At 61.8% G+C, this 20,215-nt stretch carries 17 protein-coding genes and 2 pseudogenes; 11 read left to right on the top strand and 8 right to left on the bottom strand.

What is annotated here, in order from left to right:
• Window positions 1–83: 83 nt before the first annotated feature.
• The 4 genes from rimK to BJD12_RS06980 all read left to right on the top strand — a co-directional run bounded on the left by rimK (window position 84) and on the right by BJD12_RS06980 (window position 3,690).
• Window positions 84–959, top strand: a complete 876-nt coding sequence (rimK, locus tag BJD12_RS06995) for a 30S ribosomal protein S6--L-glutamate ligase (protein WP_005992818.1) — start codon at window positions 84–86, stop codon at window positions 957–959.
• Window positions 960–1,160: 201 nt separating this feature from the next.
• A complete protein-coding gene (locus BJD12_RS06990) occupies window positions 1,161–1,655 on the top strand; it encodes a hypothetical protein (RefSeq protein WP_228862180.1) in 495 nt (164 codons plus the stop codon).
• A gap of 30 nt (window positions 1,656–1,685) precedes the next feature.
• Window positions 1,686–2,363, top strand: coding sequence for a response regulator transcription factor (locus BJD12_RS06985; protein WP_003490678.1), 678 nt, complete (start codon window positions 1,686–1,688; stop codon window positions 2,361–2,363).
• Window positions 2,356–3,690, top strand: coding sequence for a sensor histidine kinase (locus tag BJD12_RS06980; protein ID WP_005992823.1), 1,335 nt, complete (start codon window positions 2,356–2,358; stop codon window positions 3,688–3,690). The genes BJD12_RS06985 and BJD12_RS06980 overlap by 8 nt, the downstream gene beginning before the upstream one ends.
• Before the next feature lie 72 nt (window positions 3,691–3,762).
• On the opposite strand, the gene coaE is transcribed toward BJD12_RS06980, so the two are convergent.
• The 3 genes from coaE to BJD12_RS06965 are packed head-to-tail and all read right to left on the bottom strand — an operon-like array spanning window position 3,763 to window position 6,508.
• On the bottom strand, window positions 3,763–4,368 hold the full coding sequence (coaE, locus tag BJD12_RS06975) for a dephospho-CoA kinase (protein WP_005992824.1): 606 nt from the start codon (window positions 4,366–4,368) through the stop codon (window positions 3,763–3,765).
• A gap of 13 nt (window positions 4,369–4,381) precedes the next feature.
• Complete coding sequence (locus BJD12_RS06970) at window positions 4,382–5,245, bottom strand: prepilin peptidase (RefSeq protein WP_005992825.1); 864 nt, start codon at window positions 5,243–5,245, stop codon at window positions 4,382–4,384.
• 6 nt (window positions 5,246–5,251) lie between these two features.
• Window positions 5,252–6,508, bottom strand: coding sequence for a type II secretion system F family protein (locus BJD12_RS06965; RefSeq protein WP_058562594.1), 1,257 nt, complete (start codon window positions 6,506–6,508; stop codon window positions 5,252–5,254).
• 338 nt (window positions 6,509–6,846) lie between these two features.
• On the opposite strand from BJD12_RS06965, the gene BJD12_RS06960 reads away from it, so the two are divergent.
• The 3 genes from BJD12_RS06960 (at window position 6,847) to pilB (ending at window position 9,653) form a co-directional block, all read left to right on the top strand.
• The gene (locus tag BJD12_RS06960; RefSeq protein ID WP_005992828.1) at window positions 6,847–7,257 is read left to right on the top strand and encodes a pilin; all 411 of its coding nucleotides are present in this window, start codon (window positions 6,847–6,849) and stop codon (window positions 7,255–7,257) included.
• 192 nt (window positions 7,258–7,449) lie between these two features.
• Window positions 7,450–7,857 carry a pilin gene (locus tag BJD12_RS06955; protein ID WP_042828048.1) on the top strand — a complete coding sequence of 136 codons (408 nt, stop codon included), beginning with the start codon at window positions 7,450–7,452 and terminating at the stop codon, window positions 7,855–7,857.
• 62 nt (window positions 7,858–7,919) lie between these two features.
• Entirely contained in the window at window positions 7,920–9,653 is a 1,734-nt protein-coding gene (gene pilB, locus BJD12_RS06950) for a type IV-A pilus assembly ATPase PilB (protein ID WP_042828050.1), read from the top strand.
• 190 nt (window positions 9,654–9,843) lie between these two features.
• Here the strand turns inward: pilB and BJD12_RS06945 are convergent, their stop codons facing one another.
• The 3 genes from BJD12_RS06945 to BJD12_RS06940 all read right to left on the bottom strand — a co-directional run bounded on the left by BJD12_RS06945 (window position 9,844) and on the right by BJD12_RS06940 (window position 13,211).
• Window positions 9,844–11,238, bottom strand: a complete 1,395-nt coding sequence (locus BJD12_RS06945; RefSeq protein ID WP_005992830.1) for a sigma-54-dependent transcriptional regulator — start codon at window positions 11,236–11,238, stop codon at window positions 9,844–9,846.
• A gap of 97 nt (window positions 11,239–11,335) precedes the next feature.
• The gene (locus BJD12_RS24145) at window positions 11,336–11,482 is read right to left on the bottom strand and encodes a hypothetical protein (RefSeq protein WP_005992831.1); all 147 of its coding nucleotides are present in this window, start codon (window positions 11,480–11,482) and stop codon (window positions 11,336–11,338) included.
• Window positions 11,483–11,597: 115 nt separating this feature from the next.
• Window positions 11,598–13,211 (bottom strand): sensor histidine kinase, encoded by a 1,614-nt coding sequence (locus tag BJD12_RS06940; protein ID WP_005992832.1) that lies wholly within the window; start codon window positions 13,209–13,211, stop codon window positions 11,598–11,600.
• A 231-nt stretch (window positions 13,212–13,442) separates the two neighbouring features.
• Here BJD12_RS06940 and sucC point away from each other — a divergent pair, with 231 nt between their 5' ends.
• The 4 genes and pseudogenes from sucC to BJD12_RS06920 all read left to right on the top strand — a co-directional run bounded on the left by sucC (window position 13,443) and on the right by BJD12_RS06920 (window position 17,970).
• Window positions 13,443–14,612, top strand: a complete 1,170-nt coding sequence (gene sucC, locus BJD12_RS06935) for an ADP-forming succinate--CoA ligase subunit beta (protein ID WP_005992833.1) — start codon at window positions 13,443–13,445, stop codon at window positions 14,610–14,612.
• A 24-nt stretch (window positions 14,613–14,636) separates the two neighbouring features.
• Window positions 14,637–15,511: pseudogene (sucD, locus tag BJD12_RS06930) on the top strand (succinate--CoA ligase subunit alpha).
• A 423-nt stretch (window positions 15,512–15,934) separates the two neighbouring features.
• A pseudogene (locus tag BJD12_RS06925) lies at window positions 15,935–16,328 on the top strand (endonuclease domain-containing protein).
• A 1-nt stretch (window position 16,329) separates the two neighbouring features.
• Window positions 16,330–17,970, top strand: a complete 1,641-nt coding sequence (locus BJD12_RS06920) for an NAD+ synthase (RefSeq protein WP_042828051.1) — start codon at window positions 16,330–16,332, stop codon at window positions 17,968–17,970.
• A 9-nt stretch (window positions 17,971–17,979) separates the two neighbouring features.
• On the opposite strand, the gene BJD12_RS06915 is transcribed toward BJD12_RS06920, so the two are convergent.
• Both BJD12_RS06915 and BJD12_RS06910 read right to left on the bottom strand, forming a co-directional pair.
• Window positions 17,980–18,963, bottom strand: a complete 984-nt coding sequence (locus BJD12_RS06915) for a glycoside hydrolase family protein (RefSeq protein WP_005992839.1) — start codon at window positions 18,961–18,963, stop codon at window positions 17,980–17,982.
• Window positions 18,964–19,310: 347 nt separating this feature from the next.
• On the bottom strand, window positions 19,311–20,192 hold the full coding sequence (locus BJD12_RS06910) for an outer membrane protein assembly factor BamD (RefSeq protein ID WP_005992845.1): 882 nt from the start codon (window positions 20,190–20,192) through the stop codon (window positions 19,311–19,313).
• Window positions 20,193–20,215 lie beyond the last annotated feature (23 nt).

The raw sequence follows: 20,215 nt of genomic DNA, 5'->3' as shown, positions 1-20,215 counted from the left end.
CGGTTAGCCGGCAGACGTACGGACTTGGGTCACTTCGTCATCAGACTCCGACCATGTCCAGGCCGCGCCGTGTTCCTGCTGCGATGAAAATCGCCATTCTTTCGCGCAACAGCAAACTGTATTCGACCCGGCGGCTCATCGAGGCCGGTCGCAAGCGTGGTCATACGGTGCGTATCCTCGACCCGCTGCGTTGCTACATGCGCATCGCCGCCGATGGCTTCAGCCTGCACTACAAAGGCAAACCGATTACCGGCTTCGATGCGGTGATTCCACGCATCGGCGCCTCGGTGACCCGCTATGCCACCGCCGTGCTGCGCCAGCTCGAATTCATGGGCACTTACACCCCCAATCCTTCGGACGCCATCCTGCGTTCGCGCGACAAGCTACGTGCGCATCAACTGCTGGCGGCGCAGGGCATCGACATGCCGGTCACCGTGTTCGGCGACAACCCGGACGACACCCAGGACCTGCTCTCCATGCTCGGCCCGCCACCGCATGTGGTGAAGTTGAACGAGGGCGCGCAAGGCGCCGGGGTGATCCTGACCGAGAAGGCCAGTGCCTCGCGCGGCGTGGTCGAAGCGCTGCGTGGGCTGTACGCCAATTTCATCGTGCAGGAGTTCATCGGTGAAGCCGAAGGCGCCGACTTGCGTTGCTTCGTGGTCGGCGACCGCGTCGTCGCGGCGATGCGCCGCCAGGCGGCGGAGGGCGACTTCCGGTCCAACCTGCATCTCGGCGGTACCGCCGCGGTCGCTGAGGCGACCGAGCAGGAGCAGCAGGTGGCTGTGCGCTCGGCGCGCGCGCTGGGCCTGGCGGTGGCCGGCGTCGACCTCATCCGCTCCAAACGTGGGCCGTTGGTTCTGGAAGTCAATTCGACACCTGGCCTGGAAGGTGTAGAGGGCGTTTGCGGGGTCGATGTGGCGGCCAACATCATCCAATACCTTGAGCAATCCGCCCGTTGATCGGTAGGCAACTGTTTTTATCGAAAAATTAACAAAAAACTAATCCTTTGCTCGCTAGCCTCTGTCGACCGTAGCTCCGCTCTCGGCAGTGACGGTGATCGGGATGAACTTTTGGCCCAAGTGCGGTGTCGCGCTTGGGCCTTTTTGTTCGGCAACTATTGATCCTTCAGTCGATTCGTGTCTAAAGTCAGCAAATGTTAAGTGAGCTATAAACAAGGATCGATCATGCTCAGGATTTTACGCGGTCTCGCGGTACTGCCGAGTTTCGTCATTGCCAGCGCAATTGCGGCTCCTCCGCAAATTGACCTCAAGAAACCAACTTCCGAGCAAATTGCACAGGTCCGCAACGACCTAGGCAGCGGCAGTAAGTACTCCGAGATCAGTCAGGAAGAGCGCGTTAAAGTACTTGACGCGCTCAGCCGTATCGAGAGCGCCATGCATGACCAAACGGATGCGCAGGCGCTGCCTGCTGGACAAAAAGCAGCTGTCTATAACGACCAAGAACTAATCAACACGATTTTGACGAAGGTGGGTGAGGAAAGCCGGGTAGTCTGCACTCGCGAAAAGGCGACCGGGTCGCACCATACCGTTTCGAACTGCAAGACGGTCGGCGAGCGCCGTCGTTCACGCGACAGCGGCGAACGCAATATGAGCACCATGCAGCGTAGGCACAAGGTCACCGAACCAGGCTTCTAGTCTGCCCCGTCCATAGTTATTGAGGTTTCAGTGCGAATTCTAGTAATTGAAGACAACAGCGATATCGCCGCCAATCTGGGCGACTATCTTGAAGACCGTGGCCACACCGTGGACTTCGCGGCCGATGGCGTCACCGGCCTGCATCTGGCGGTGGTGCACGAGTTCGATGCCATCGTGCTCGATCTCAATCTGCCCGGCATGGACGGCATCGAGGTGTGCCGCAAGCTGCGCAACGAGGCGCGCAAGCAGACGCCGGTCCTGATGCTGACTGCTCGCGACTCGCTGGACAACAAGCTGGCCGGTTTCGACTCCGGTGCCGACGACTACCTGATCAAGCCGTTTGCGCTACAGGAAGTTGAAGTGCGCCTCAATGCGCTGTCGCGTCGTGGCAAGGGGGTGCATACCCGCGTGCTGGAGACCGGCGATCTGGAATACAACCTGGACACGCTGGAAGTGCGCCGCCGCGGCAAGCTGCTGCAGCTCAACCCCACCGCGCTGAAGATCCTGCAGGCGTTGATGGAAGCCTCCCCCGCAGTGGTAACGCGGCAGGAGCTGGAAACCCGCGTCTGGGGCGAAGAACTGCCGGATTCGGATTCGCTGCGCGTGCATATTCATGGCCTGCGCGCGGTGGTCGACAAGCCGTTCGACGTGCCGATGATCCAGACCCGTCACGGCATCGGCTATCGCATCGCTTCGCCTGATGCCTGAAAGCAATAGCAGCGCGCGGCCCGCCCGCAGGCGTGGCCGCTACCGGCGGCGCCTGCGCAGTCGCATCATCCTTTCGTTCGTGTTGTTGGGCTTCTGCCTGACAACACTGTTCGCCTTCGCCACCAACTGGGCGCGTTCGCGCGTGGAAAATCAGTTGGTCGAAGACGTGATGAATCGCAACATCGATGCCTTTGCGCAGCGGTTCTATTCCGATCCGCTGCGTAATCCGGATCTGCCGGTGCAGCAGATGCGCGGGCGCGTGGTCAAGAGCGACAAGTTCGACGCGCTGCGGCTGGAACAGCCGGAGTGGTACCAATTACCGGACGGCATCCACACCATTTCAGGCGTGGACGAAAGCGGCAATGCGTATTCGTACAAGCTGGCGGTGCGCAAGACGCCCAGCGAGTGGTTCTTCCTCGCTTACGACATGACGCAGACGCTGCGGGGCGAGATCCAGCTCAAGCGCACCTTGATGTTGTCGGTGTTGGTGTTCAGCGGGTTTTCGCTGCTGATTGGCTGGTGGTCGGCATCCAAGGTCATGCGCCCGGTATCCGATCTGGCCGCCCGCCTGCGCGCCTACCGTGGCGGCACCAGTGAGCCCAAGCCGCTGGCGGCGCATTTCCCGGACGATGAAGTCGGCCAGCTCGCCGAAGCACTGGACGATTACTCGGCACGCCTGACCGAAGTCGTCCAACGCGACCGCGAATTCAATGCCGATGTCAGTCATGAACTGCGCACGCCGCTGGCGGTGATTCGCGGCGCCACCGAACTGCTGCTCACCAAGCCGAATCTCGACGAAAAGATGCTGCAGCGCCTTCAGCGTATCCAGCGCGCCGAACAGCAATGCAGCGATCTAATCGGCTCGCTGCTGCTGCTCTCGCGCAACGAACGCGGGCAGGGCAGCAGCAACGTGGCCAAGGTGGCCGAACAGCTGATCGATGCGCACCGCGCCCAGCTCGGCGGCAAACCGCTGGAGCTGCTGCTGGAGGGCGAGCGCGACCTGGTCATCGACGCACCCGAATCCGCCTTGTCGGTGGCGCTGGGTAACCTCATCGGCAACGCCGTCAAATACACCCAGGACGGCCAGGTGCGCGTGCGCGTACGCGGCGATTGCGTGGAAGTCATCGACTCCGGCCCCGGCCTGAGCGAAGAGGATGCCGCCAAGCTTTTCCAACGCGGCTACCGCGGCACCCACGCGGGCCACTCGCAAGGCGGCGGCATCGGCCTGTCGATCGTCAGCCGGCTCTGCGACCTTTACGGCTGGCGCGTCAGCGTGCGACCGGGGCAGGAGCGAGGCGTGATCGCGACGTTGGCGTTTCATCGCTAGGCAGTGTCACGCGGCGCTTGGTGTCTGCTTTGGGGTCGTCACTACGATATGCCGCGCGGCTGATGGCACGCGTTAACTCGCGCGGCAGCGATACTGAGCATCAAGCGTGTGAGCCGCTTGCATCAGATGAACTGGCTGATCATCGTTGACCACCACATCGTCTGCGAGTGCCAGACGCTGTTCGCGAGACGCTTGCGCGGCAATCATCTGATGTGCCAATTCCGTCGTGCTGCCATCGCGTCGCATCAGTCTGGCGTGTTGCAACGCGACGGGCGCATCGACCACTAAAATCCGATCCAGCCATGGGTAGGTCGCACGGCCACCGGCTTCGGTGAGTAAGGGAATTGCAACGATGGCATACGGACTTTCAGCCGCCTGTGATGCACGCTTTAGCTCTGTACGGATAGCAGGATGCGTAATCGCTTCGAGCGTTTTGCGTCGAGTTGGATCTGCGAAGACAATGTTGCGTAAAGCCTGCCGGTCCAGGGTGCCGTTCGGCAACAGGATGCCTGGCCCGAAGCAATCCACGATGGCATCAAGAATGGGGCCGGGCGACACGACCTGGCGAGCGACTGCATCGGCATCAAAGACCGGCACCCCCAGCTTCTCGAACTCGGCAGCCAGAGCGCTCTTGCCGGAGGCGATGCCGCCGGTTAAGCCGACGATGAAGTCGCTCATCGTCGTGCCCCGGTCAACGCAGGCCTGCGAAGTGCAGGTAGCCGTCCACCAAATCGTTGCCCCAGAAGAACACCACCCAGCCGGCAATGGCCAAGTAAGGGCCGAACGGGATCGGGGTGGCGCGGTCGCGGCCCTTGGCCGCCAGCCAGACCGAGCCCAGGATGGCGCCGACCAGCGACGAGATCAGGATGATTGGCAGGATGCCCTTCAATCCGCACCACGCACCTAGCGCTGCCAGCAGCTTGAAGTCGCCATGGCCCATGCCTTCCTTGCCAGTGAGTTGCTTGAACAGCCACCACACCGTCCACAGCGAGACATAACCGACCGCCGCGCCCAGCAGAGCGGGCTTGGCCGGCATGTAGAGATTGTCCATCGAGCCGACCAGGCCCAGCCACATCAGTGGCAAGGTCAGCTGGTCCGGCAGCAGCTTGTGACGCAGGTCGATGCCCGACATTGCCACCAGGAAGCAGCTCAGCACGATCGCGCCAAAGCCCTGCCAGCCGAAACCGAAGCGCCAGACGCTGGCTACGCAAAGAATCGAGGTCAACAACTCCACCAGCGGGTACTGGAGGGAGATCGGCTTGCCGCTGTAGCGCGACTTGCCGCGCAGCATCAGCCAGCTAAAGAGCGGGATGTTCTCCCACCACTTGAGCTTGTCGCCGGTGACCGGGTCGTGCGAGGGCTCCACCACGATCCCAGGCGGCGGCGGCTCATACAGCTCCGGCAACTCCAGGATCTCGCGCGCATCGCGCCGCCACTGCCACTCCATGCGCTTAGGCAAGCGCAGGATCACCACATTCAGGAAGCTGCCGATCAGCAGTCCCAGTCCGGCCGCGGCGGGAAAGCCGAGACCGGGATGCTGGTCGAGAAATGCCATTACGTCTTATCCAACCACCGAAGCGAGCTTGAAGATGGGCAGGTACATGCCGATGACCATACCGCCGACGATAGTACCAATGAACACCATGATCAGGGGTTCGATCAGGCTGCTCAGAGCGTCAACTGCGTTGTTGACCTCCTGTTCGAAGTATTCGGCGACCTTGAACAGCATTGCATCCAGCGCGCCAGCCTCTTCGCCGATGGCAGTCATCTGAACCACCATGTGCGGGAACAGGTTGACCTGCTTCATCGCCACGTTGACCGGGTAGCCCACCGAGACATCATCTCGCATACGCAGTACGGCAGCTTCGTAAACTGAGTTGCCGGTTGCGCCGGCCACAATGCTCAACGCTTCGACAAGCGGTACGCCGGCTTTGAACGTCACTGCAGTAGTCCGCGCAAAACGTGCAATGGAGCTGTTGTGCATGATCTGACCGATGATCGGCACTTTGAGGATGACCCGGTCCATTCCATGTTGCATTGAAGGAGAGCGCTTGTAGGCGAATATGAAGCCGGCAACCGCGCCGATTGCGACAAAAAGAATCAGCCACCACCAAGACACCATAAAGCGTGACATGTTCACAATCATCTGGGTAAACGCGGGGAGTTCGGCGCCGAAACCCTTGAACACATCCTCAAATTGAGGCACGACAAAGATGAGTAGGATCGCGCTGACAAGTAGTGCCACTGCGACAACCATCGCCGGATAGAACAAGGCTTTTTTGATCTTGCCCTTAAGTGCCTCAATGTTCTCCTTGTAGGTTGCTATGGTATCCAGCACCGTTTCCAAAACGCCTGCGCCTTCGCCAGCTCTGACGAGATTTCTGTAGAGCTCGTCAAACTGCACCGGATGCCTGCTGACCGCTTCATGCAATGAAGAACCTCCTTCAATATCCGCACGGATTTGCCCGACCATGTTCCGCATACGCGGATTCTTCTGGCCGCTGCCGATGATCTCAAGTGCGCCGACAATAGGGACGCCGGACTTCATCATCGTCGCCATTTGCCGGCTGAAGAAGGATATGTCCTTTGCGGTCACCTTCTTGCCGGCAGTGCCAAAAAGGGGTTTCGGTTTTACCTTCACGAGATTGGGCGTGATCCCTTGCCTACGTAGCTCGGCACGTAGCAAGTTGGCGTTTTTCGCCGTCTGTTCACCCTTCATCTTTACGCCGCGCTTGTCTGTTCCCTCCCAGACAAATGGGCTCGCCTGCTCAAGTTGCGAGGCAGGTTTAGTCTTCACCACACTACGTACTGCTGCCATGTCAGTTCCCCATCCGCCATCCCCAGGCAGATACCGAAGTGATGTTAGCCTTTTATGGAGCGCTTGGCATCCCCAGGGTCGGTCGACTGCAGGGTGCCCCTAAGCGTCACCTTTTGACTCTGCTGGGCCGATCAAGCGTTGTGTCGCAGTTCGGCAATTGAGGTGTTCCCTCCCTCAAAAGATCCGGCATCATTGTCTCAGCGGGCATCTGCAGGGTCGGTGGGGAGAAGTTGGCACGTATCCTGCTTCGATTCATTTGCACGCGGCATTGCAACGCGGCGCCCAACGGGAGTGGCCCGCGGGCAAAGTAATTACACTTAACTCTAGGGGAAACCTTGATGAAGAAGCAAAACGGTTTTACGCTGATCGAACTGATGATCGTGATTGCAATCATCGCAATTCTGGCTGCTATTGCACTGCCGATGTATCAAGACTATGTCGCCAAGTCGCAGGTCACCGCCGGCCTCGCTGAGATCAATCCTGGCAAGACGCAGTACGAAGTGGCACTTAACGAAGGCAAAACCACCGTTGCCGACATCACCGAGTTGGGTCTGAAGTCTCCCTCTGAGCGCTGCACCATTGCGCCGATCACCGCTCTGAGCGCTACTGGCACCATCGAGTGTACTCTGAAGGGCAATACGCAGGTTGTGGGCAAGAAGGTGACATTGACGCGTGCAAATGATGGTACCTGGACCTGCAAGACGGATGCGCTGAAGAAGTACGCGCCTGCCGGTTGCCCGGGTGCTTAATGTTTCCTAGCTGAAGAAGGAAGGCCTCGCTACAAGCGAGGCCTTCCTGTTTTGATGGGCTTTGATATTCATTGTGCTTGTACAGGTTTGATTGATTTTAAGGCCCATCACCTGGTCAAGAGGTGATTTTTCATTGTTTCAGCTACTCGCCGTCCGCTGTTTTGGCGAGCTGTTTACCGACAGGGGCGCGATATGGCGCGGAAAAATGGCTTTTCTCTTATTGAGTTAATGATTGTTATAGCAATCATTGCCGTGTTGGCCGCGATAGCACTGCCTGTATATCAAGGTGCGGTTGCTAAAGCGCAATTGACAGCAGCTTTAGCTGAGCTGCGTCCTGGGAAGACCACTATTGAGGCTGCAGTCCAAGACGGTACAAATCCCTCGGTGATCGATGCGCCCTATATTGGATTATTGTCTTCAACGCGATGTGCTCGCGTAAGTGCAGTCCTAAGCTCTACAGGTGTTGCTGAAATAAGCTGTACTTTGCAGGGTTCTGCATTAGTTTCAGGTATGGATCTTAAATTGAGGCGATCGGCCGACGGTGGTTGGATTTGTGATGGCTCCGCTTTTGATGCAAAGTATCGGCCAGCTGGTTGTTAGAGTTAATGTCGTGTTTAAAGAGTGCGAGCGACAGGGTGCGTGAAAATACTGGGGGCTGAAGTATGAGTGCTGTTTCGTCCGCTAATTTAGTTGGTATTACCGGAATCGCGCGTCGTTTAGTACAAGATGGTGCGCTTGAAGAGACTGTAGCTCGCTCTGCGATGGATCAGGCAGCAGCGGCTAAGGTTCCATTACCTCAATGGTTTTCAGAAAAAAAGTTGGTGTCGGCCTCCCAATTGGCTGCTGCCAACGCGGTCGAATTTGGCATGCCGTTGATGGATGTGTCGGTGTTCGACGCCAACCAGAACGCGGTCAAACTGGTCAGTGAAGAGTTGCTCCAGAAGTATCAGGTGCTGCCGCTGTTCAAGCGCGGCAACCGGTTGTTCGTGGGGGTGAGCAACCCGACCCAGACCAGGGCGCTGGACGACATCAAGTTCCATACCAACCTGGTGGTCGAGCCGATCCTGGTTGATGAGGACCAGATCCGTCGCACGCTGGAGCAATGGCAGGCCAGTAACGCCGCGCTAGGCGCGTCGCTCGGCAACGACGACGACGATATGGGGGACCTAGACGTCTCGGCCGGCGACGAGGACATGGGCGCCGGCGGGGACTCCGGGGTCGATGCGAAGGGTGATGACACGCCGGTGGTCAAGTTCGTCAACAAGGTGCTGGTGGATGCGATCCGGCGGGGAGCCTCCGACATCCATTTCGAGCCCTATGAAGACGACTACCGGGTGCGCTTGCGCATCGACGGCTTGTTGAAGAACGTGGCCAAGGCGCCGGTGAAGCTCAACCAGCGCATCGCTGCACGTCTGAAGGTGATGTCGCAACTAGACATCGCCGAGAAGCGAGTGCCGCAGGACGGGCGCATCAAGCTCAACTTGTCCAAGACCAAGCAGATCGACTTCCGCGTGAGTACCTTGCCGACCCTGTTCGGCGAGAAGGTGGTGCTGCGTATTCTGGATGCAAGTGCGGCCAAGCTCGGTATCGAGAAGCTGGGCTATGAGGCGGACCAGCAGAAGCTGTTTTTGGACGCGATCCACAAGCCGTACGGCATGGTGTTGGTGACGGGGCCAACCGGCTCGGGCAAGACGGTGTCGTTGTATACGGCGCTGGGCATCCTCAATGATGAGACGCGCAATATTTCAACTGCCGAGGATCCGGTCGAAATTCGGTTGCCCGGCGTCAATCAGGTGCAGCAGAACGTCAAGCGGGGCATGACCTTTGCGGCGGCGCTGCGCTCGTTCCTGCGTCAGGACCCGGACATCATCATGGTCGGCGAAATCCGCGACCTGGAGACGGCCGAGATTGCGATCAAGGCGGCGCAGACCGGCCACATGGTGCTGTCGACGCTGCATACCAATGATGCGCCCCAGACCATCGCGCGTTTGATGAACATGGGGATTGCGCCGTACAACATCACCTCGTCGGTGACGCTGGTCATCGCGCAGCGTCTGGCGCGGCGGTTGTGCAACAACTGCAAGCGCAAGTCGACCTTGCCGGAGCATGCGCTGCTGGCAGAAGGGTTTACGCCAGAGCAAGTTGCGAACATCGAGCTCTATGAAGCGGTCGGTTGCGATGAGTGCACCGAAGGCTACAAGGGCCGTACAGGCATTTATCAGGTGATGCCGATGACCGACGAGATCGGTGCGATCGTGCTGGACGGCGGCAATGCCATGCAGATCGCCGAGGCTGCGCAAAAGATCGGTATCCGCGACCTGCGCCAGTCGGCATTGATGAAGGCTGCGCACGGGGTGACCAGCCTGGCCGAGATCAATCGGGTGACGAAAGACTAAGAGTCGGGATTGGGGAATCGGAAAAGCCTGGGACCTGTACGTCCCAGGCTTTTTTGTTTGGACAACAGCGTTAAGAATTGCAGGCTACCGCGAGGTGATACATGAGCCAATCCATCGCGGTGTCTCCTGCAAGAACCATCGAAGCAGCGCCTGCGCTTTTACGATTTCCCAATCCCGATTCCCGACTCTTCTACTCCATCCCCAACTTCTTCAACTTGTAGCGCAGCGCCCGAAACGTGATGCCCAGCTGGGCGGCGGTCCTGGTCTTGTTCCAGCGGTTTTCCTCCAGCGCCTTCTGGATCGCGGCGCGTTCCAGTTGCTCGATGTAGGAGGGCAGGGCAGAGGACGCGGGGTCGATGTCGACCACGGCTTCGCGCGGTTCGACCGCTGCGCTGCCCGGCGTTGCGGCCAGGCGGTGGCCGCCGTGGGCGGGCAGGCGCAGGTCGGTGGCGCTGATCTGGTCGTCTTCGGCCAGGGCCAGGGCGCGTTCGAGGATGTTTTCCAGCTCGCGCACGTTGCCCGGGAAGCCGTAGGTATCCAGTGCGTCCAGGGCTGACTGGGTCAGCAGCGGAATCGGCCGGCCATGGCTGCGTGCAAGGCGCGCAATGATGGCCGCAGCCAGTTGCGGCAGATCGCCACCGCGCTCGCGCAGCGGCGGCACGCGCAGTTCGATCACGTTGATGCGGTAGTAGAGGTCGTGGCGGAAGCGGCCGTCGGAGACCAGGTCGCCGAGGTCCTTATGCGTGGCCGAGAGGATGCGCACGTCTACCAGCGTTTCGCCGGAGGCGCCGACTGGGCGGACCGATTTTTCCTGGATCGCGCGCAGCAATTTGACCTGCATCTGCAGCGGCAACTCGGCCACTTCGTCCAGGAACAACGTGCCGCCGTGTGCAGCCTGGAACAGCCCGGGCTTGTCGGCATGCGCGCCGGTGAAGCTGCCTTTCTTGTGCCCGAAGAACTCGCTTTCCATCAGTTCGGCGGGAATGGCGCCGCAGTTCACCGGCACGAACGGGCCGGCAGCGCGCGCGCCTTGCTCATGGATGGTGCGTGCCACCAGCTCCTTGCCCACGCCGGATTCGCCGACGATATACACCGGCGCCTGGCTGCGCGCGACCTTGCCGATGGTGGCGCGCAGGCTCTCCATCGCGGTCGAATCACCAAGCAGGCGGCTGGCCTGTTCGGGCGGCGGCGGGGGCGGTGCAGGGCGGTCGCGGTTGTTCAATTCCAGCGCGTGCTTGACCAGGCCGCGCAGCACGCTGATGTCCACCGGCTTGCTGACGAAGTCGAATGCGCCGGCCTTCAGCGCCTCCACCGCCAGATCCATGCTGCCGAACGCGGTGATCATGGCCACCGGTGTTTGCGGGTAGTGCTTCGCGATTTCGGTGACCAGTTCGATGCCGTTGCCGTCAGGCAGCCGCATGTCGGTCAGGCACAGATCGTACGGGTTGCTGGCCAGCAGCTCGCGCGCTTCGGCCAGGTTGGCTGCAGTGCTGATGCGCAGGCCCATACGGCCCAGGGTGAGAACAAGCAACTCGCGGATATCACGCTCGTCATCGACAACCAGGGCACTTTTGGGTTCGCTCATGGTGCGCACGATAGCCCAGCGTGATGACAATCGACAATTGTCAGCACTGGTGGGGTGGCGGGGCGGTTCGAGAGACCGGCCGGGGAACGAACCAGCGTTACCGGACGGCAATCAAGACTTCGGCGCACTTCCCAGCCGCATACGAGTTGATTTGCATGCCGCCCCTCTCTTCGATTGATGCGTGTTTTTCACTTGTTTTTAAGCGTTCGATCACCGACATGGTTCTTTCGAACGCATCGGCCATAGACCAGCTGCAGCCTGGACGTTGCCGCATGCCGAACGTATGCCCGCACGCGATGCAGCAGCAGGGAGCCAAGGCCGCATACACACGCAATCGCGAAACGCCCGAATCGGCAAACTCATTTGCCCTGCAAGGAATTGGGCCCCTGCAACGTGATCCGGAAGCACGCTCCACCGCCGGGAACCGGCACATAGTCCAGTTGTGCCTGGTTGGCGCGGCAGAGTTCCTGGGCGATGTACAAGCCGAGTCCGGTGCCATGTTCGGAGGTGGTGTAGAACGGGCGGAACAGTTGGGCGGCCACGGCTTCCGGGATGCCCGGGCCGCGGTCGACGACATCGATTACCGCCATGCGCTCCTGTCGCTCGACGCGCAGCTTGACCCGCGCCGGTTCGTCCATGACGCGGCCGTACTTGAGCGCGTTGTGGACCAGGGCGGTGAGAATCTGGTGCAGGTGCTTGGGGTCGACCAGGGCATGTACCGAGCTGCCCTGGATGCTGGCTTCCAGGATGTCGGTTTCCATCGACAACGTCTGCCGGTACTCGACCACGAAGCGACGCACGAAGGCGGCCAGATCCAGGTTTTCAGGGCTGGCGCGTTCGCGGCGGGCCAGGCCGAGCACGCTTTCGACGATGCCGTTGGTGCGCTGGCACTGCTGGTGGATGATCTGCAGCAGGCGACGGTCGGCATCGCCGATGTCGGGAGACTCTTCCAGCAGCTGCGAGGCGTAGCTGATCGCGGCCAGCGGGTTGCGGATCTCGTGGGCCAGGCTGGCCGAAAAGCGTCCCATCGCAGACAGGGTCAGCGACTCTGCGCGGCGCGAGACCACCGTGGCATCGTCCAGGAATACCAGCACCAGGTCGCTGTCGGCGAGCAGGCGCACGAAGCGCGGCTGCACCTCCGGGCGGTCGGCGCCCAGTTGCAGGGGCGCTTCTTCCTGCCGCCAGCCGCTGCGCCAGCGCTGCAGTCGGCGTGCCAGCTCGGGAGTGAGCGCGGCCAGGGATAGATCGGACGGGGCGTTACGCTGGTCGCCATCGCCGAGCAGCCCCAGCGCTGCCTCGTTAGCCAGCGTGATGCGGTTGTGCGTGTCGACCACCAGCACGCCAGTGCGCATGCGCCGGATGATCAGTTCGTTGATCTCGTAAAGATTGGCGACCTGCGCGCCGCGTTCTTCGGCCAGCACCTGGTTGCTCCGCGCGCGCGAAGCGATCTGCTGGCAGATGTAGGCCACTGCCACATAGCTGGTGGCAAACATCGCCAGTTCCGCCACCGGACGGGTGGCGCCGCCGCCTTCGAGCACGGTCCACAGATATTCGAGCACGATGGCGACGCTGGCCAGCACCGCTACGCTCATGCCGTAGCGCAGCCGCAGCAGGATCGAGGCGGCGGCGACGTTGAACAGCAGCATCATCGCAATGCCGGCGCTGGCACCGGGCAGGGCATGCGTGGCCAGGGTGGCGGCAACGATGTCGGCGATCACCGCACACAGCACGGTGGCGGTCAGCCGGCGCTCGTTACGGCCCCAGAACAGCAGCGGGATGGCCATGCACAGGTAGCCGATCGCCACTGCGGCAGCCAGGCGCGGGTAGCGCGGCTCGGGGATGGCGTCGGACAACGGGCTGAATACCAGCGCGGCAATCAGCCCGGCCACCAATACCCGATACAGCGAGAAAAAGTACAGCTCGCGCTGTGGCGCGGACTGGATCCGGTTGATGAGCGATACGCTGGATGCCAAACCACTTCCCCGCCGGAACAAGCCGCGAGTATAGGCAGGTGTGGCGCCGCGCACCGTGCGTGCGCACATTGTCGGCCGGCGTGCAAGCGCGGTATCGGGCGGTCAATCCCGGCGAATTTTGCGCCGCACGGCGTGGTCGGCCACAATAGGCGGCCCGTTCGCGTCTTTCGACGTGCCGCCCCGGCGGTCTGCGTTGCACGCAGCGGTCGTTTCCTTTTCCCACGGTGACGCATGAATTTCCACGAATACCAGTCAAAACAGCTGCTTGCCGAGTACGGCATCCCCGTTCCGGCCGGCAAGGTCGCGGCGACCCCGGACGAAGCGGTTGAAGTCGCCAATTCCCTGGGCAAGGGCCCCTGGATGGTGAAAGCGCAGATCCACGCGGGCGGCCGCGGTAAGGCTGGCGGCGTCAAGTTCTGCAAGACCACCGACGACGTGAAGGCCGCAGCGGCCAAGATGCTCGGCACCAAGATGTCCACCTACCAGACCGCCGGCGTCGAGCTGCCGATCAACCTGGTGCTGGTGACCACCGCCGGTGAGATCGTCAAGGAGCTGTACCTGTCTATCCTGGTCGACCGCGGCACCAAGACCATCACCTATATCGCCTCGTCCGAAGGCGGCGTGGAGATCGAGCAGGTTGCGGCCGAAACGCCGGAGCTGATCCACGCGCTCAACGTTGATTTCGTCGAAGGCGTGCAGGGCTATCACGGCCGCGATTTCGGCTTCAAGCTCGGGCTCAACGCCAAGCAGGCCGGCCAGTTCGCCAGCATCATGGTGAACCTGTACCGCCTGTTCAACGAAAAGGACCTGGCGCTGGTTGAAATCAACCCGCTGGCGATCCTGGACGACGGCAACCTGTATGCGCTGGACGGCAAGTTCGACAGCGACGACAACGCCGCGTTCCGTCAGAAGCAGCTGATCGCCATGCGCGACAAGACGCAGGAAGACGAGACCGAAGTCACCGCGTCGGAGCTGGACATCAACTACGTCACCATGGACGGCAACATCGGTTGCATGGTCAACGGCGCAGGCTTGGCCATGGCGACCATGGACGTCATCAAGCTCAACGGCGGCGAGCCGGCGAACTTCCTGGACGTGGGCGGCGGTGCCAACAAGCAGCGCGTCATCGAGGCGTTCAAGCTGATCCTGTCCTCGGACAAGGTCGAGGGCATCTTTGTCAACATTTTCGGCGGCATCGTCCGCTGCGACATGATTGCCGAAGGCATCATCGCCGCGGTCAAGGAAGTGGGCGTCAAGGTTCCGGTCGTGGTGCGCCTGGAAGGCACCAATGTGGAAGAAGGCAAGCAGCTGCTGCGCGACAGCGGCATGGCCATCATCCCGGCCGACAACATCAACGACGGTGCCAAGAAGGTCGTCGAAGCTGTCAAGAACGCCGCCTGATTCACGACACCGAAGGAACTATTCATGTCCGTTTTGATTAACAAGAACACCAAGGTGATCGTGCAGGGCTTCACCGGCCAGCAGGGCACCTTCCACGCCACTCAGATGATCGAGTACGGCACCCAGGTCGTCGGCGGCGTGACCCCCGGCAAGGGCGGCACCACGCATATCGACCTGCCGGTGTTCAACACCGTGGCCGATGCCGTGCAGAGCACCGGCGCCGATGCGTCGGTGATCTACGTGCCGCCGCCGTACGCGGCCGATGCGATCCTGGAAGCGGCTGCGGCCGGCATCAAGGTCATCGTCTGCATCACCGAAGGCATCCCGGTGCTGGACATGCTGCGCGTCAAGAACGTGCTGACCCGCTCGCATCCGGACACCGTGCTGATCGGGCCGAACTGCCCCGGCGTGATCACCCCGGCGAGTGCAAGATCGGCATCATGCCGGGCCACATCCACAAGCCGGGCAAGATCGGCATCGTGTCGCGTTCGGGCACCCTGACCTATGAAGCGGTCAAGCAGACCACCGAAGTGGGCCTGGGCCAGAGCACCTGCATCGGCATCGGTGGCGACCCGATCAACGGCCTGAACTTCGTCGACTGCCTCAAGCTGTTCAACGAAGACCCGCAGACCGAAGGCATCATTATGGTTGGCGAAATCGGCGGCGACGCCGAAGAAGCCGGTGCCGAGTACATCAAGCAGTTCGTGAAGAAGCCGGTTGTCGGTTTCATCGCAGGTGCTTCTGCACCGGCCGGCAAGCGCATGGGCCACGCCGGTGCGATCGCATCGGGCGGCAAGGGCACCGCCGAAGGCAAGTTCGCGGCGATGGAAGCCGCTGGCGTCAAGACCGTCCGTTCGCCGGGCGATCTGGGTGCGGCGATTGCTGCGCTGGTGAAGTAAGTACTCGCTGCGCGCAAGCCTGCGAGTCGAGAGAGGCCACCTTCGGGTGGCCTTTTTTTTATGGGGCGTGGTGTTGCCCTCATCCGCCCTTCGGTCACCTTCTCCCGCATGCGTGAGAAGGGAGCAACAGCAACAGCAACAGCAACAGCAACAGCAACAGCAACAGCAACAGCAACAGCAGCGATTCTGCTGATCATGTTCACAAGGAATGTCAGGCTGGTCGTTGCCTGCTTGATCTACGTAGCGTGCCACGGTCATGCCCACGCCGTCGCCGGCTGTGACATCCCCTCTCCCGCTTGCGGGAGAGGGGTAGGGGTGAGGGCGCCTTCCGTGCGGTGATCTCCGACGCCAAAGCGCCATCAATACCGATAGCGCCACCCGGCGCTACAAGCCACCTTGGCCATCCTCCTACCGGGAAGGCCCATGCGCCACGCCGCCAAGACCGGATTCGCCAAGCACCCGCGTTGTGAGATGACCGCAGGCGAGCGCGCGCTTTGGTATCGGTTGCGAGGATCGACGCCTGCTCGGCTTCAAATTCCGGCGTCAGTTTCCCATCGGGCCTTATATCGTCGACTTCGTCTGCCTCGCCCGGGCATTGATTGTCGAAATCGATGGTAGCCAGCACCTGCTACCCGGCGCGGACGCCACGCGCGATGCCTTTCTGCAGCGCGAAGGCTTCCAGGTGCTGCGCTTCTGGAATAATGCAGTTCTTGCCAGCGGCGACGATGTCTGCGAGATGATCGCGCGAGGTTTGCTTGCGGCTCGTTCCTCCCTTCCCGCTTCCGTGCTTCGGAAAACACACGCACAAGGCCGTTGATATGCCCCAGACCCTCCGCATTGCCATGGCCCAGTTCGACTTCCCGGTTGGAGCGGTGGCAAAAAATACCGATCGCATCATCGAGTTCATTGCCATGGCGCGGGACGAGTTCGAGGCCGATATCGTGCTGTTTCCCGAATTGGCGATCAGCGGCTACCCGCCGGAAGACCTGCTGCTGCGTCCCGGTTTTCTCGCCCATTGCGAGGAAGCGCTGGCGCGTATCGCCGTCAGCACGCGCGGGATCGTGGCGGTGATCGGCTGGCCGCAGAGTGCCGGCAGCGTGGTCTACAACGCCGCCAGCGTGTTGCGCGACGGGCGCATCGAGGCGACCTACCGCAAGCGTGAGCTGCCCAACTATGCGGTGTTCGACGAGCGTCGCTATTTCGATGTGGACCCGGATGGCGACAACTGCGTGGTCACGATCAAGGACGTGCAGGTGGGCGTGGTCATTTGCGAAGACTTGTGGTTTGCCGAGCCGCTGGCCAAGACGGTGCAGGCTGGCGCCGAGCTGGTGCTGGTGCCGAATGCCTCGCCGTACGAGCGTGGCAAGCATGCGCAGCGCGATGCGCTATTAGCCGAGCGCACGCGCGAGAGCGGGGCGGCGATTGCCTATCTCAACGTGGTCGGTGGCCAGGACGCACTGGTGTTCGATGGCGCCTCGGTGGTGGCCGATGGCGATGGCACGGTGCATCCGGCCGCAGCTGCCTTTGTCGATCAATGGCTGGTGGTGGACTATGCCGCCGGCGAACGTCGCTTCACCCCGGTGGTCTGGGTGGACGATGGCGACGAAAGCATGGACGCGCTGGCGTGGCGCGCGGTGATGCGGGGGCTGCAGGATTACTGCCGCAAGAATGGCTTCAGCAAGGTGTGGCTGGGGCTGTCCGGCGGCATCGATTCGGCGCTGGTGCTGGCGATGGCGGTCGATGCGCTGGGCGGCGATAACGTCACCGCCGTGCGGCTGCCGTCGCGCTACACCGCCGGCCTGTCCAACGATCTGGCCGAGGAGCAGTGCCGCGCCATGGGCGTGAAGCTGGAAACCATCGCGATCGAGCCGGCGTTCGAAGGCTTGCTCGCCGCGCTGGGGCCGATGTTCGAGGGCACCCAGCCGGATATCACCGAAGAAAATCTGCAGTCGCGCAGCCGTGGCGTGATCCTGATGGCACTGTCCAACAAGTTCGGCGGGCTGTTGCTGACCACCGGCAACAAGAGCGAATACGCTGTGGGCTACGCCACCATTTACGGCGATATGTGCGGTGGCTACGCGCCGCTGAAGGATCTGTACAAGACCGAAGTGTTCGGCCTGGCGAAATGGCGCAATACCGTGGGTGGGGCGCCGGTGATTCCACCGGCAGTGATTTCGCGCCCGCCGTCGGCCGAGCTGCGCGACAACCAGACCGACCAGGATTCGCTGCCGCCCTACGATGTGCTCGACGGCATCCTGTACCGCTATGTCGACCAGGAGCAGTCGCGCGACGAGATCGTCGCCGCCGGTTATGCGGCCGACACCGTCGAGCATGTGCTGCGCCTGGTGCGGATCAACGAATGGAAGCGGCATCAGGCCGCTCCCGGGCCCAAGGTCTCGCGGCGTGCGTTCGGTCGCGAGCGGCGTTACCCGATCACCAATGGCTATACCGGTCAGTAGCGCGAGCGGCTATTCCGGTCGGTCACCTGGCGCATCAGCCGCGGCGGTGGCCGGTGCCCGGGCAAAGCGGGTGAGCAGTTCCAGGGTCGGCTTGGGCCGCGTTAGGTCGTACATCAGGCCGAAGTGGCCTTCCGCACCCTGGATGGTGGTCTGGTCCAGCAATTCGTAGACGTTCACCTCGGACACCACGTCGGCATAGTTGTCGCGCACATTGCGCAGCAACTGCGCCAGGCTGTCGTAGCAGCTGCGGTCGCCTTCCGCGCCGCCGGTGGTGTTGCCGGTGTAGATCTCCGCACAGTTGAGTTCGTTGAAGAACACCGGGGTCTTGTAGGTCTGCGCCGCCGTGCGCAGCTGACCGAGATACAACTCGCTCCAGTAGCCGGCATCCTGGTGGAAGGCGTAGTAATGGAAGCTGATGTGGTCGAAGTCGAAGCCGGCGGCCTTGGCCTTGGCAAGAAACCATAACGAGCCATTGCGGTCGCCCGGGCAGCGCGCGTTGGCGCTGCGGTCGTCGCTATTGCAGGCGGTGATGTTGATGGTGAAGCGCAGACCTGCGCCCAGTTCGTTGGAGGCCTGGCGCATGCCCAGATACATGGTGGTCATTGCAGCGATGCGTGGATCGGCCTCGCTACGGACCAGATCCTGTTCGTTGCCGATCTCCCAGACCTTGATGTCGGCCGCATAGCGACGCGCCAGCTGGTAGCCGATCTCGCGCGACATCGGGTAGACCATCGGGCGCAGGGTGATGCCATATTTGCGTGCCAGCGGGACCAGCGTATCGAGCGTTGCGTAGTCGCGTGGATCAACATCGACGCGGTAGCTGCGCAGATTGCGCGCCGCAAGCAGTTTGAAGCGGGCTTCGGCCTGGGCCATGGGGTAGCCTGGGCGGTTGTCATGGGCGTTGACGCCGTAGACGATCGGCGCCGCGACCGAGCGCGTGGTCACTGCCGCCAACGAGATGACGAACAGACACAGGACGATAAGGCGGGACATGCGGCCTCCTTGGCTGGCGCCGTTGGGAGTCGGATCTTCCTGAGGGGTGAGTATAGGCAGCCCGGCTGGGCGGTTCGGTGATCTGGCGCCAGGTCTGGCAACGTGCTCGCACGTGGCGCAGGCCGGTGCGCTCAGCGGTGCGGGAAAGCGTGGGATGCCGGTGAGCAACTCCGGAATGCCGGGCGGTCGGTTACCCGTTGGATCGGACGCGACCGTCGTTTGGCACCGCAAGGGCCTGCTGCAATCGACACGCTGCCATCTCAGGCGTGTTGCCGCATCGGCAGTGCCGCAATAAAAAGAGAGGGGCCTTGCGGCCCCTTAGATTCAGGACATGGGCAGCTGATGCCTCAGTCGCGGCTCATCTGTGCGTTGCGCTGACCGGTGGCGGCGGACTTCTCGCCGGCAAACGGGTTGAGCTTGCGGATCGCCCACGGATACTTCGGCCAGTTGCCGGTCAGCCACGGATGCTGCGGGCTGTTGAGCTCGAGCACGCGGCGCGCGTCTGCGGCCAGCGTCTTGTTGCCAAGATGCGTGTAGGCCTCGGCCAGCACCGCAACGGCGTCGTACTGATAGGCGCTTTGCGGATAGGTTTCCAGCAGGTAGTTGGCACGCCCTGCCGCGGAGACCCATGCGTTGCGGCGCAGGTAGTACAGCGCGTTATCCAGCTCGTGCTGGGCGAACACGTCGCGCAACTCGATCATCCGCTTGCGCGCGTCGGGCGCGTAACGGCTGTTGGGATACCGGTCGGTGACCGTGTTGAAATCGTTGTAGGCCTGCTGCGGCGAGGACAGATCGCGGCGGCTCGGATCCAGCGACCACACCCGGCGCAGGAACACCGTATCGCGGTTGCTGTTTGCCAGCCCACGCAGGTAGTACAGGTACGAGATATTGCGGTGCGTGGGATAGGTGCGGATGAAGCGGTCGACGCTGGACACCGTATCGTCGTGCTTGCCGGCCTTGTACTGCGCGTAGGCGGTTTCGATCATCGCCTGTTCGGTATACGGGCCGTAAGGGTACTGGGCGATCAGGCGCTTGTAGCTGGCTTCGGCGCCAGCCCAGTTGCCTTTCTCCATCAGGCCGTGGCCTTTGCCATAGAGCTGCTCGACCGGCATGCCCTCATCGGGATTCTTGTCCTTGGCGCCGCGGTGGCAGCCGGTGACGACGAACGCCATGACCAGCATGAGGGCAATCAGGCGCGCAGGCGCGGAAAACGTGGACCGTCGGATCATGGGTCTGGGCAGGACGCGTCAGG

The organism is Xanthomonas vesicatoria ATCC 35937 (genome assembly GCF_001908725.1).
Classification (GTDB): Bacteria; Pseudomonadota; Gammaproteobacteria; order Xanthomonadales; family Xanthomonadaceae; genus Xanthomonas; species Xanthomonas vesicatoria.
The sequence above is the reverse complement of the archived record's forward strand: the minus strand, read 5'-3'. Positions and strand labels throughout refer to the sequence as shown.

Bases quoted from the DNA above. Each gene is read 5' to 3' on its own strand.
- BJD12_RS06915 (WP_005992839.1), bottom strand. From the start codon at position 18,963: ATGTCCCGCCTTATCGTCCTGTGTCTGTTCGTCATCTCGTTGGCGGCA.
- sucC (WP_005992833.1), top strand. From the start codon at position 13,443: ATGAATTTCCACGAATACCAGTCAAAACAGCTGCTTGCCGAGTACGGC.
- BJD12_RS06980 (WP_005992823.1), top strand. From the start codon at position 2,356: ATGCCTGAAAGCAATAGCAGCGCGCGGCCCGCCCGCAGGCGTGGCCGC.
- BJD12_RS06960 (WP_005992828.1), top strand. From the start codon at position 6,847: ATGAAGAAGCAAAACGGTTTTACGCTGATCGAACTGATGATCGTGATT.
- BJD12_RS06965 (WP_058562594.1), bottom strand. From the start codon at position 6,508: ATGGCAGCAGTACGTAGTGTGGTGAAGACTAAACCTGCCTCGCAACTT.
- BJD12_RS06955 (WP_042828048.1), top strand. From the start codon at position 7,450: ATGGCGCGGAAAAATGGCTTTTCTCTTATTGAGTTAATGATTGTTATA.
- BJD12_RS24145 (WP_005992831.1), bottom strand. From the start codon at position 11,482: ATGGCCGATGCGTTCGAAAGAACCATGTCGGTGATCGAACGCTTAAAA.
- BJD12_RS06920 (WP_042828051.1), top strand. From the start codon at position 16,330: ATGCCCCAGACCCTCCGCATTGCCATGGCCCAGTTCGACTTCCCGGTT.
- BJD12_RS06945 (WP_005992830.1), bottom strand. From the start codon at position 11,238: ATGAGCGAACCCAAAAGTGCCCTGGTTGTCGATGACGAGCGTGATATC.
- BJD12_RS06970 (WP_005992825.1), bottom strand. From the start codon at position 5,245: ATGGCATTTCTCGACCAGCATCCCGGTCTCGGCTTTCCCGCCGCGGCC.
- pilB (WP_042828050.1), top strand. From the start codon at position 7,920: ATGAGTGCTGTTTCGTCCGCTAATTTAGTTGGTATTACCGGAATCGCG.
- rimK (WP_005992818.1), top strand. From the start codon at position 84: ATGAAAATCGCCATTCTTTCGCGCAACAGCAAACTGTATTCGACCCGG.
- BJD12_RS06910 (WP_005992845.1), bottom strand. From the start codon at position 20,192: ATGATCCGACGGTCCACGTTTTCCGCGCCTGCGCGCCTGATTGCCCTC.
- coaE (WP_005992824.1), bottom strand. From the start codon at position 4,368: ATGAGCGACTTCATCGTCGGCTTAACCGGCGGCATCGCCTCCGGCAAG.